A 12,266-nucleotide genomic window follows, 5' to 3' on the forward strand; every position below is an offset into this window, starting at 1 on the left:
TATTTTCTTTTCTCTTGATTCTTGCACCTAAAAGCATTATTTTGCAGTAAAAATAAACTGTGCGTCAACCTTCAACTTTTCAAGTTTACAACGCTTCTGCAGGAAGTGGAAAAACCTTTACACTCGTAAAAGAGTACTTAAAAATTTTACTAAATTCTGAAGATATTTTTCGTTTTCAGAAAATATTAGCCATCACTTTTACCAACAAAGCAGCTGGTGAAATGAAAGAGCGAGTTTTAGAAAACTTAGAAGATTTTACCGAAGGAAAAGAGAACGATTTATTCAAGATTATTATTGAAGAAATTTCTGTTGATAAGCCTACAATACAACAACGAAGTAAAAAAATTTTAGATGCAATTCTGCAAAACTATGCTGCATTTTCAATTACCACTATTGATAGTTTTACGCATAAAATTATTAAGAATTTTGCGTACGATTTAGGTTTGCCATTAAATTTTGAAGTAGAAATGGACGCAGTTTCTTTACTAAATGAAGCTGTAGATGTATTAATTTCTAAGATAGGAACAGATAAAAAATTAACCAATCTTTTAATAGATTATTCTTTAGATAAAATTGATGATGATAAATCTTGGGATATTTCTAAAGATTTAAATGATTTTGCTAAAATTTTGTTGAATGAAGATGATAACAAGCATTTTAGGGAATTAGCAGACAAAAAATTAGATGATTTCACAAATTTAAAATCAAAGCTTTTTACACATCAAAAAGAATTAAAAAAGTCACTAAAAGAAGTTGGGCAAAATTGTTTGAATTTAATAAACTCTGCAGGTTTAGAGCCAAAAGATTTTATGCGTGGAACTGTACCGAAATTTTTTGCAGACTTGACTGAAAAATCAGTAAATATCGACTTTATAAAAAGAAGCGAAACTATTGAAAAAGCAATAGCAAACAATCAGTATTACACAAAAACAGCAAAACTAGAAATTACTGCTTCAATAGATGCAATTGTACCAGAAATTATAGAGTTTTTTCACGAAGCGAAAAAAATTTATCAGCAATTTTTAATGAATAAATTGGCATTAAAAAGTATAATTCCGTTAGCGGTTTTAAATAATATAAATACTGAATTAGATACCATAAAAGAAGAAAATAATATTCGCTTAAATGCAGAGTTTAATCAGTTAATTTCCGACAATATAAAAGACCAACCAGCACCATTTATTTATGAAAGAATTGGGCAACGTTTTATGCATTATTTTATTGACGAAATGCAAGATACTTCTGTTTTACAATGGCAAAATTTAATTCCGTTAATAGATAATGCTTTGGCGCAAGAAAACAGCAATTTAATGTTGGTTGGTGATGGTAAACAAGCCATTTATAGATGGCGTGGAGGAAAAGCAGAACAGTTTATTAATTTGGGTTCAGAAACAGAAAATGAAAAAAATCTTTTTCAAATTTCAAAGGATGTTAAAGAATTAGAAACCAATTTTAGAAGCTATTCAGAAATTATCGATTTTAATAATTCGTTCTTTCAGCATTCATCTAAATTTCTTCAAAATGAAGATTATAAAAAGTTGTTTTTTGAGGGAAATCAGCAAAAAGAAAATGCCAAAAAAGGCGGATTTGTATCACTTTCATTCTTGGAAAAAGAAGATGATAAGAAAGTTGATAAATTAAAATATCCAAAGAAGGTTTTTGAGAAAATTAAAGAACTCGAAAATGATTTTTCTTTGGGTGAAATCTGCATTTTAACACGAACTAAAAAAGATGGAGTTGCTGTTGCAAATTATTTATCAGAAAATGGTATAAATATTATTTCATCAGAAACATTATTACTTCAAAATAATGTAAAAATCAACTTTATTATCAACGTTTTAAAGGTTTTACAACATCCAAATAATGAAGAATCTCGTTTTGAAATGTTATATTTTTTACACGAACATTTACAAGTTGAAGAACCCAAACATCAATTTTTAAAAACCTTTGCAAAATCTACGAACGAGGTCATTTTTCAAAATCTAAAAAAATACGGTATCACTTTCGAGGTATCAACTTTTCAGCAACTTCCTTTTTATGAAAAAATCGAAGAAATTGTTAGAGGATTTCGATTGATAGATTCATCAAATGCATACATACAATTTTTTTTAGACGTGGTTTTAGAGCAACAAAGAAAAAGCACAAACATGCAAGATTTTTTAGATTTCTGGGAAATCAAAAAAGAGAAATTAAGTATAGTTGCTCCTGAGAATACAAATGCGGTTCAAGTAATGACGATTCATAAATCGAAAGGTTTGGAGTTTCCAGTCGTTATTTTTCCTTGTAACGTAGATATTTATCAACAAATAAATCCGAAAGTTTGGTTGGACGAATTACCTGAAAGTTATGCAAATTTTCAAGAATTATTGGTGCCCTATAATCGTGATTTGAGCTACGTAAATGCCACAGGATTAGAGATTTTTAACTCACAAAGAGAAGCTTTAGAGCTAGATAATTTCAACTTATTATATGTTGCATTAACAAGAGCTGTTGAGCAATTACATGTTATAACAGATAAAAAATTAGTAGGCAAAAATAAAGAAGAAGATTTAAAATTTTATTCAGGTTTTTTTATCAATTATTTGAAAGAAAAATCAATGTGGAATGATGATTTATTAAACTATTCTTTTGGTAATAAAAAAAGAGTTAGTTACAAAAAAGAAGACAATAGTGTTACAGAAATTCATGAAAAATTTATTGGAACACCTTGGAAAGAACATAATATTATTTTGTTGGCAGGGGCATCCAAATTATGGAATACTGCTCAAGGTGAAGCCATAGATTATGGAAATTTATTGCACGAAATATTTTCAAAAATAAAAACAAATCAGCAAATTGAAGAAGTAGTTATGCTGTATGAACAACAAGGTATTTTAGATAAAAATAAAAGAAAATTTATCAAAGAAAAGATTAAAAGTGTTGTAAATCACCCAAAATTAAGTGCTTATTATTTAAGTGAAGAAAATGTTTTTAATGAGCGAGAAATTGTAACTATAGATAATCAAATTATAATTCCAGATAGGTTAGTTTTCAACACGAATAAAGAAGTTACAATTATAGATTATAAAACGGGAGCTCCTTCAAAAAAACATCATCAACAAATAAAAAACTACGAAAGTGTTTTAAAAACCATGAATTATAAAATTGATAAAAAAATTCTCATTTACATAAATGAAAAAATTGATGTTGTTGAAGTATAACCAAAGAAAATAAACTTTGTAACTTTGTTACTTCTAAATTGATAAAAAATGTACGGAAAAATTAAAGATACTTTAAATAAAGAGCTACAAGAAATAAAAGAAGCAGGTTTATACAAATCAGAAAGAATCATAACATCTTCACAAGATGCAGTGATAAAAATTTCTACAGGAGAAGAAGTGATTAACTTTTGTGCCAATAATTATTTAGGATTGTCTAACAATTCAGAGGTAATTCAAGCTGCAAAAGACACTATGGATTCTCATGGTTTTGGAATGTCTTCAGTTCGTTTTATTTGCGGAACTCAAGATATTCATAAACAATTAGAAAAAAAGATTGCAGATTTTTATACCACAGACGATACTATTCTCTATGCAGCAGCTTTTGATGCCAATGGTGGCGTTTTTGAACCGCTTTTAACAAAAGACGATGCTATTATTTCTGATAGTTTAAATCATGCATCCATTATAGATGGAGTACGTTTGTGTAAAGCAGCACGCTATCGTTACAATAATAACGATATGCAATCTCTAGAAGAACAGTTAATTGAAGCAAACAAACAAAATCATCGTTTTAAAATTATAGTTACTGATGGAGTTTTTTCTATGGATGGTATTGTAGCCAAACTAGATGAAATTTGCGATTTGGCAGATAAATACGATGCTTTAGTGATGGTAGACGAATGTCATGCAACAGGTTTTATAGGTAAAACAGGTAGAGGAACTGTAGAATTAAAAAACGTAATGGACAGAGTAGATATTGTAACAGGAACTTTAGGAAAAGCACTTGGAGGAGCAATGGGTGGCTATACAACTGGTAAAAAAGAAGTGATAGAAATACTTCGTCAACGCTCAAGACCTTATTTATTTTCTAACTCATTAGCACCAGCTTTAGTTGGAGGTGCCTTAAAAGTTTTTGATTTAATTAGCAATGACACTTCATTAAGAGACCAATTAGAATGGAACACCAATTATTTTAGAACAGAAATGGAAAAAGCAGGTTTTGATTTAGTAGGTGCAGATGCAGCCATTGTTCCAGTAATGTTGTACGATGCAAAACTGTCTCAAACCATGGCAAACAAACTTTTAGAAGAAGGCATTTATGTTATTGGATTCTTTTTTCCTGTGGTTCCTAAAGAAAAAGCAAGAATAAGAGTACAGTTATCTGCAGCGCACACAAAAGAACATTTAGATAAAGCAATTAATGCATTCAAAAAGATTGGAAAAGAGTTGGGTGTAATTTAACCATACTTAAAAAAAGTTGTCTTTTTTATGAAGATTTTGTAGATTTGTCTTTGTAGATAAGTTTTAACAACTTACTTTTGCGAATAAAATAACGAACTTTTAATTTAAAAATTTGATAATGAAACGATTAAAATTAGCTGTGATAGCTTTATTTACGTTGGTAACAGTTAGCAACGTAAATGCACAAGACGAAAACAACCCATGGGTAGTAGGTTTTGGAATGAATAATGTAGATTTTTATAACACTAGCGACTTTAGTGAGCAGATTAAAGATTTACTTGGAAATAGAGATTGGAATGTATTGCCATCTATTTCTAGAATTTCTGCAGATAAATACCTAAATAAAGGATTTTCTCTACAATTAGCAGGATCTATAAATAAGATTGAAACTGTAGTTGCGGAAAACGATTCTGACTTTTTATACTGGGCTGTAGACGCAATCGTAAAGTATGATGTTAATAATTTAGTTGGAGAAACTGGTTGGTTTGACCCTTATGTATATTTAGGTGGTGGTTATACTGCAGTTGATTCTAGCGGAGAAGGAATGATTAACGCAGGTTTTGGTTTCAATACTTGGTTTAACGATAACTTAGGTTTAAACTTCCAAACCGGAACTAAAAAAGGTTTTGCTGATGAAGTAAGAGCTCACTACCAAACTACTTTAGGTTTAGTAATTAAGTTTGGAGGGAAAGATACTGATGGTGATGGCGTATATGACAAAGAAGACGCTTGTCCAGAAGTTGCAGGTTTAAAAGAATTTAATGGTTGTCCTGATGCTGATGGTGATGGAATCAAAGATTCTGATGATGCTTGTCCAAATACTGCTGGTTTAGCAGCAATGAATGGTTGTCCAGATTCAGACGGAGATGGAGTAGCTGATAAAGATGATATGTGTCCTAACGAAAAAGGAACAAAAGCTAACAAAGGTTGTCCAGATTCAGACGGAGATGGTGTTGTTGATAAGAATGACAAATGTCCAAACGTAGCAGGTCCTGTTTCTAATTCAGGTTGCCCTTGGCCAGATACTGACGGTGATGGAGTTTTAGATAAAGATGACAAGTGTGTTAACGAAGCTGGACCAGCATCAAACAATGGTTGTCCTGAGTCAGTTATAAACGAAGATGATGAAGCTGTTATGGGTGAATATGCAAAAGCAATTTTATTCAACACAGGTAAAGCTTCTTTCAAGCCAGGTGTTACTGATAAATTAAATGATATAGTAGAGGTAATGAATAACAATCCTAAAGCTACATTTGTGATTGAAGGTCACACAGATAGTTCAGGTTCTGCACCATTAAACTTAAGATTATCAGAAAAAAGAGCTATTGCTGTAAGAGACTACTTAGTAAAACAAGGAGTTAATACAACAAGATTAGAAGCTATTGGTTACGGAGAAGGTGAGCCAGTTGCAACTAACAAAACCAGAGAAGGAAGAGCTCAAAACAGAAGAGTTGTTGTTAAAGTTACTAACAAGAAATAATTCTTTTAATAAATTTTATGAAAAGCCTCACCAATATTGGTGAGGCTTTTTTATTTTAAATTATATTTTTTAGTAATAAAAAATTTTTTTAATTACATTCAAAAGAATTACCTTTGCATCCTGAAAATGAGATGTTAAATCTCAAAACATAAATAATAATTATAATTAGATACAGAATGTCTACAACAACAGGAAAAGTTTCTCAAATTATTGGGCCAGTAATTGATGTTGAATTCAATACAGAAAACACTGAACTTCCTAAAATTTATGATTCGTTAGAAATAAAAAAAGCGGATGGTTCTATTTTAGTTTTAGAAGTACAACAACATATTGGAGAAGATACAGTTAGAACCATATCTATGGACGCAACTGACGGATTAAAAAGAGGAGCAGAAGTAATTGCTACTGGAAGTCCTATCCAAATGCCAATAGGAAACGATATTTATGGTCGTTTATTTAATGTAACTGGTGATGCTATTGACGGTTTAGGAAATTTAAACAAAGAAAACGAAAATGGTTTACCAATTCACAGATCAGCACCTAAATTTGAAGACTTATCTGTTTCTACAGAAGTTTTATTTACAGGAATTAAAGTAATTGATTTAATTGAGCCTTATGCAAAAGGAGGTAAAATTGGATTATTTGGTGGAGCAGGTGTAGGTAAAACAGTATTAATTCAAGAGTTAATTAACAACATTGCAAAAGGTCATGGTGGTTTATCAGTTTTTGCAGGAGTTGGTGAAAGAACTCGTGAAGGAAATGATTTACTTCGTGAAATGTTAGAATCTGGAATTATAAAATATGGTGATGATTTCATGCACTCTATGGAAGAAGGAGGATGGGATTTATCAAAAGTTGATAAACCAGGAATGAGAGATTCTAAAGCTACATTTGTTTTCGGACAAATGAATGAGCCACCTGGAGCACGTGCAAGAGTTGCACTTTCTGGTTTAACAATTGCAGAATATTTTAGAGACGGAGCTGGAGATGGTCAAGGAAAAGATGTACTTTTCTTCGTAGATAATATCTTCCGTTTTACACAGGCAGGTTCTGAGGTTTCTGCATTATTAGGACGTATGCCTTCTGCGGTAGGTTATCAACCTACTTTAGCAACAGAAATGGGAGCTATGCAAGAACGTATTACATCAACCAAAAAAGGCTCTATTACATCAGTTCAAGCAGTATACGTACCAGCAGATGATTTAACAGATCCAGCACCAGCAACAACATTTGCGCATTTAGATGCTACAACAGTATTATCTCGTAAAATTGCAGAGTTAGGTATTTATCCTGCAGTAGATCCATTAGATTCTACTTCAAGAATTTTGTCAGCAGATATTTTAGGTGAAGAGCACTATAATTGTGCTACAAATGTAAAAGAGTTGTTACAACGTTACAAAGAATTACAAGATATCATTGCGATTTTAGGTATGGAAGAATTATCTGAAGAAGATAAATTGGTAGTTAGTAGAGCAAGACGTGTACAACGTTTCTTATCTCAACCATTCCACGTAGCAGAACAATTTACTGGTATACCAGGAGTTTTAGTAGATATTAAAGACACTATTAAAGGATTTAATATGATTATGAATGGTGAACTAGATAAATATCCAGAAGCAGCTTTTAATTTAAGAGGATCAATTCAAGATGCAATTGATGCTGGTGAAAAAATGTTAGCGGAAGCTTAAAAATAGTTAGCAGTATTCAGAGAAAAGTCTATAATGACTGCAAACTGTAAACTGCGAACTGCAAACTAAATAAATATGTTTTTAGAAATTGTGACGCCAGAGGCGATTTTATTTTCATCAGAAATTGATGCTGTATCAGTTCCTGGTGTAAATGGAGCATTTCAAATGTTAGATAATCACGCACCCATTGTATCTGTTCTAAAAGAAGGTATAATTAAAATTCATGTACATTCTCAAACACATTTAGAGTTAGATGATTTACATGGTAAATTAGAACAACATACTGATGATGATAAAATACTCACTTTAGCAATAAATTCTGGTACTTTAGAATTAAATGACAACAAAGCGATTATTTTAGCAGATTAACTATAAAAATAAATAATTATAAAAATCTCAAAGTATGTACATACTTTGAGATTTTTGTTTTTGTATAATCAATAATTAAACTCTTTAAAATATTGTAAATTTGCATTATGGAAGAAACAAACAGACAACGTAAAATCGCAGGTGTTTTACAAAAAGATTTAGTAGATGTGCTACAAAAGGCAGCACAAGATGGTATGAAAGGAGTAATTATTTCTGTTTCTAAAGTACATGTAACTTCAGATTTAGGAGTAGCAAAAGTATACTTAAGTATTTTTCCGTCAGAAAAAAGAGACGAAATAATTGAAGGAGTACAATCAAACACACCTTTAATTCGTCATGAAATGGCAAAACGCACAAAAAATCAACTTAGAAGAATGCCAGAATTATTATTTTTTGGTGACGATACTTTAGATTATATTGAAAAAATTGATAAATCGTTAAACGGACAAGATGAAAATCCTATAAAAAATCCGGATGTTTTACCAAAACGTAAAAAAATCTAAACTTTAAAAATGTTCCATAAAGAGCAGTCAAAATCTTTAACCTTCCCTTTATATATAGCGAAAAGATATTTATTTACTAAAACTAGTAATAATGCTATAAATATTATTACAATAATAGCATCTTTTGGTGTTATAGTTGGTTCTTTTGCACTCTTTATTATACTTTCTGGCTTCTCTGGATTAAGAACGTTTAGCTATAATATGTTAGATGTTTCAGATCCAGATATTAAAATAACAACTGTTAAAGGAAAGTCTTTTTTGTTTGATGATAATATTCAAAATATTTTAATCAATAATACATCTATAGCAACAACATCAAAAGTTATAGAAGAACGTGTTTTTTTAGAATATAATGATAAAAGTGAAATTGCCTATATAAAAGGAGTTGATGAAAACTATAACAAAATAACGCAAATAGATTCTTCATTAAGTCAAGGAACTTGGCTTCAAAGAGATTTTAAAAATACTGCAGTAATTGGAAGAGGTATTTCTAATAAACTTACTTTAGGAACTCTAAACTACGGAGAACCTTTAACTATAAATGTTCCAAAACCAGGTACAGGATTTATAAACCCAAGAGCTCCATTTTATAAATTAGAAACTCAAATAGTTGGTATTTATTCAGGAACTGAAGATTTTGAAGGTAAATTTGTTTTTGTGGATATTCATGAAGCTAAAGAGCTATTAAAGTTTCATGAAAATGAAATTACAGCAATAGAAATAAAGCTAAATAATTTAAATGAATCAGATAATGTAGCTGAAGATTTACAAAAAGAATTAGGTACAGGCTATAAAGTTCAAACCAAAGAACAATTAAATGAAGTTTTTTATAAAGTAATAAATACGGAAAATTTTGTGTCCTATTTAATTTTTACATTAATAGTTATCATAGCATTATTTAATGTAATTGGTGCCATAATTATGATGATTATAGATAAAAAACAAAACCTAAAAACCCTATTTAATTTAGGAGCTTCTATTAAAGAAATTAAAAAAATATTTGTATTACAAGGGTTTTTACTCACCTTTTTCGGTATGTGTATAGGTTTGTTTTTGGCTATTATTTTGGTGTTTTTACAAAAGAAGTTCGAGCTTTTTATGATTGTTCCAAACTTGGCTTATCCAGTAGAATTCAGATTTACAAATCTTTTAATTGTGTTTATTACTATAACTGTTTTAGGTTTTATTGCTGCAAAAATTGCAAGTAGTAGAATATCTGAAGAGTTTATTGATAAAATATGATGTCATAAAAAAATGTAATGAAAAAAACACTTGTTATAATTATATTTGGATTGCTATTTTTTTCTTCTTGTAGTAAGAAAAATATACCTCAAAACAATAGTAAATTAGATTCAAAATTAGAGAATAGGATAATTACTCAAGAAGAAGCCAATACTTTTCATCAACATTTTAAAATTACTACACCTAAAAACTGGAATACATATAGTGATAAGCACGGTTTTATAGCATATTCTCCATTAGGGTCATATAATCATAGAAACCTAAATTTTTATAAAATAGACAATTCAGAAAGTCAAAAAAGAAAAATTATAAAGAATAACAATACAAGCAAGAAGAAACTTGGAAATTATTGGAACAATTATTTTGATATACATAGCGTTTTGAAAAAACAAAATGAAAGTATTTCAGATGTAATTGATAATTACGTTTTAATGCAAAAGAAACGCTATGAGAAAAATTTTAGTTATAAACTAGTAAAAGAAAATCATAAAAAATTAGGTAAAATATTTTACTTTAAATATGAAACTACATCTAATTTTTTTAACACAATGCATTTAGATGTGTTTCTTTTTACTGAAGATAGAGTTATTAAATTAAGATATCAAACAGATAAGTTTTATTTTGACTATTATGTAGATGACGTAATTAAAGCCGTAAATTCTATTGAAATTTAAAATATTTATAATTTTTTAAGATATCCAGACCTATCCAATCTCAGGAATAATTGTATTTCCAAACTTTGCTTCTACTTCATCAAAGGCATTAAAAACATCTTTTGGATCATCAGAAGTTACCATTTTAGTTCTGTATTCTTTAAAATGAGGTATTCCTTTAAAATAATTGGTGTAATGTCTTCTGGTTTCTACAACGCCTAAACGTTCTCCTTTCCAATCAATAGCCATTTGCAAATGCCTTCTTGCAACTTTAGTTCTTTCTGCAATGGTTGGTTTTGCTAAGTGTTCTCCAGTTTCAAAAAAGTGTTTTACTTCATTAAAAAACCAAGGATACCCAATAGAGGCTCTACCAATCATAGCGCCATCTAAACCATATTTATCGCGCATTTCCATAGCTCTTTCTGGTGTTGTAACATCACCATTTCCAAAAACAGGAATGTGCATTCTTTGGTTATTTTTAACTGCAGCAATTGGTTTCCAGTCTGCATCGCCTTTATACATTTGTGCACGTGTTCTACCATGTATAGAAATGGCTTTACAACCAACATCTTGTAAACGTTCTGCAACTTCAACAATTCTTATAGAATCATGATCCCACCCCAAACGCGTTTTTACAGTAATAGGTAAATTTGTGTGTTTAACCATGGCTTCTGTAAGCGAAACCATTAAATCGATATCTTTTAATATTCCTGCTCCTGCACCTTTAGAAACTACTTTTTTTACAGGACAACCAAAGTTAATGTCAATAATATCTGGATTCGATTTTTCAACAATTTCAATGGTTTTTAGCATTGAATCTAAATTTGCACCAAAAATTTGAATGCCAACAGGACGTTCTTTTTCATAGATATCTAACTTTATAACACTTTTTGCAGCATCACGTATTAAACCTTCAGAAGAAATAAATTCGGTATACACAACATCAGCACCATTTTCTTTGCACAAAGCCCTAAAAGGTGGATCTGAAACGTCTTCCATTGGAGCTAGTAATAATGGAAAGTCAGGAAGTTCTATATTGTCTATTTTTACCAAAACTGAATTTATTTTTTTGCAAAATTACTGCTTTTTTATCAAACACTTAAACTCTTATTTTGATATGCGAAATTATAAATTCATCCAGCTTTTTATACTTTCATTATAACTTCTACCAGATGTAATACTTGTTGCTTTTTTATCGTTTAAAGTGATGATAAATCTGCTGTTAAAATATTTCTGAATATCGTTTACAAAATCTTTATTTATAATAATTCCTCTATGAATTCGAATAAAATTATTAGGTAATTTTGTTTCTAAATTGGTAATAGTTTCAGAACTTAAATAATTGCCAGAAAGGGAATGAATGTTTACATAATTAGAGTCAGATTCAAAGAATGCGACTTCTTCTAATTTTATAAAAATGATTTTATCTTCTTTTTTAACGGTAATTGTCGTCATTTTTTTGACCTCTTTTTTACGTTCAATTTCATGTAAAACCTTTAAAATTTGGTCTGAAGAAATATTTTTTTCAAAAGATTTTAATTTTTTTATAGTTTTTTCAATGCGTTCTAATTTTACAGGTTTCACCAAATAATCAATACTATTGGTTTCGAAAGCTGCTAAAGAGTATTGGTCATAAGCAGTGCAGAAAACAATAATTGGTATGGTTTCTAATTGCTTTATTAATTCAAAACCTGTAAAACCTGGCATTTCTATATCTAAAAAAATAAGGTCTGGTTTTAAGGAGTTTATTTTTTCTTTAGCTTCAATTCCGTTTTTTGCAGTATCTAAAATGGCAAATGTTTTAGGAAATTGATGTAGTAAATTTTGCAAACCTTCCCTTGCAGGAGCTTCATCATCTATAATAAGCGTAGTAAATAATTTACTCATAT

The 12,266-nt window shown here is 29.8% G+C and carries 10 protein-coding genes; 8 read left to right on the forward strand and 2 right to left on the reverse strand.

Annotation, left to right across the window (positions count from 1 at the left end; all coding sequences use genetic code 11):
- Window positions 1-59: 59 nt before the first annotated feature.
- The 8 genes from FDT66_RS08690 to FDT66_RS08725 all read left to right on the forward strand — a co-directional run bounded on the left by FDT66_RS08690 (window position 60) and on the right by FDT66_RS08725 (window position 10,398).
- Window positions 60-3,200, forward strand: coding sequence for a UvrD-helicase domain-containing protein (locus tag FDT66_RS08690; protein WP_138535785.1), 3,141 nt, complete (start codon window positions 60-62; stop codon window positions 3,198-3,200).
- Between the two features lie 48 nt (window positions 3,201-3,248).
- Window positions 3,249-4,442: a glycine C-acetyltransferase gene (kbl, locus tag FDT66_RS08695; RefSeq protein WP_138535786.1), complete on the forward strand. Its 1,194-nt coding sequence runs from the start codon at window positions 3,249-3,251 to the stop codon at window positions 4,440-4,442.
- A 118-nt stretch (window positions 4,443-4,560) separates the two neighbouring features.
- The gene (locus FDT66_RS08700) at window positions 4,561-5,922 is read left to right on the forward strand and encodes an OmpA family protein (protein ID WP_138535787.1); all 1,362 of its coding nucleotides are present in this window, start codon (window positions 4,561-4,563) and stop codon (window positions 5,920-5,922) included.
- Between the two features lie 176 nt (window positions 5,923-6,098).
- The gene (gene atpD / locus FDT66_RS08705) at window positions 6,099-7,610 is read left to right on the forward strand and encodes a F0F1 ATP synthase subunit beta (protein WP_138535788.1); all 1,512 of its coding nucleotides are present in this window, start codon (window positions 6,099-6,101) and stop codon (window positions 7,608-7,610) included.
- A gap of 75 nt (window positions 7,611-7,685) precedes the next feature.
- On the forward strand, window positions 7,686-7,979 hold the full coding sequence (locus FDT66_RS08710; protein ID WP_138535789.1) for a FoF1 ATP synthase subunit delta/epsilon: 294 nt from the start codon (window positions 7,686-7,688) through the stop codon (window positions 7,977-7,979).
- 107 nt (window positions 7,980-8,086) lie between these two features.
- Window positions 8,087-8,482: a 30S ribosome-binding factor RbfA gene (gene rbfA / locus FDT66_RS08715; RefSeq protein WP_138535790.1), complete on the forward strand. Its 396-nt coding sequence runs from the start codon at window positions 8,087-8,089 to the stop codon at window positions 8,480-8,482.
- A gap of 9 nt (window positions 8,483-8,491) precedes the next feature.
- A complete protein-coding gene (locus FDT66_RS08720) occupies window positions 8,492-9,724 on the forward strand; it encodes an ABC transporter permease (protein ID WP_138535791.1) in 1,233 nt (410 codons plus the stop codon).
- A 17-nt stretch (window positions 9,725-9,741) separates the two neighbouring features.
- Window positions 9,742-10,398 (forward strand): hypothetical protein, encoded by a 657-nt coding sequence (locus tag FDT66_RS08725; RefSeq protein ID WP_138535792.1) that lies wholly within the window; start codon window positions 9,742-9,744, stop codon window positions 10,396-10,398.
- Window positions 10,399-10,428: 30 nt separating this feature from the next.
- Here FDT66_RS08725 and dusB read toward each other — a convergent pair whose 3' ends face one another.
- Complete coding sequence (dusB, locus tag FDT66_RS08730) at window positions 10,429-11,430, reverse strand: tRNA dihydrouridine synthase DusB (protein ID WP_138535793.1); 1,002 nt, start codon at window positions 11,428-11,430, stop codon at window positions 10,429-10,431.
- Window positions 11,431-11,502: 72 nt separating this feature from the next.
- Window positions 11,503-12,264, reverse strand: a complete 762-nt coding sequence (locus FDT66_RS08735) for a LytR/AlgR family response regulator transcription factor (RefSeq protein ID WP_138535794.1) — start codon at window positions 12,262-12,264, stop codon at window positions 11,503-11,505.
- Window positions 12,265-12,266: the final 2 nt, after the last annotated feature.

The sequence above is a fragment of the Polaribacter aestuariivivens genome (assembly GCF_005885675.1).
Classification (GTDB): Bacteria; Bacteroidota; Bacteroidia; order Flavobacteriales; family Flavobacteriaceae; genus Polaribacter; species Polaribacter aestuariivivens.

Bases quoted from the DNA above. Each gene is read 5' to 3' on its own strand.
- FDT66_RS08725 (WP_138535792.1), top strand. From the start codon at position 9,742: ATGAAAAAAACACTTGTTATAATTATATTTGGATTGCTATTTTTTTCT.
- rbfA (WP_138535790.1), top strand. From the start codon at position 8,087: ATGGAAGAAACAAACAGACAACGTAAAATCGCAGGTGTTTTACAAAAA.
- kbl (WP_138535786.1), top strand. From the start codon at position 3,249: ATGTACGGAAAAATTAAAGATACTTTAAATAAAGAGCTACAAGAAATA.
- atpD (WP_138535788.1), top strand. From the start codon at position 6,099: ATGTCTACAACAACAGGAAAAGTTTCTCAAATTATTGGGCCAGTAATT.
- FDT66_RS08700 (WP_138535787.1), top strand. From the start codon at position 4,561: ATGAAACGATTAAAATTAGCTGTGATAGCTTTATTTACGTTGGTAACA.
- FDT66_RS08710 (WP_138535789.1), top strand. From the start codon at position 7,686: ATGTTTTTAGAAATTGTGACGCCAGAGGCGATTTTATTTTCATCAGAA.
- FDT66_RS08720 (WP_138535791.1), top strand. From the start codon at position 8,492: ATGTTCCATAAAGAGCAGTCAAAATCTTTAACCTTCCCTTTATATATA.
- FDT66_RS08735 (WP_138535794.1), bottom strand. From the start codon at position 12,264: ATGAGTAAATTATTTACTACGCTTATTATAGATGATGAAGCTCCTGCA.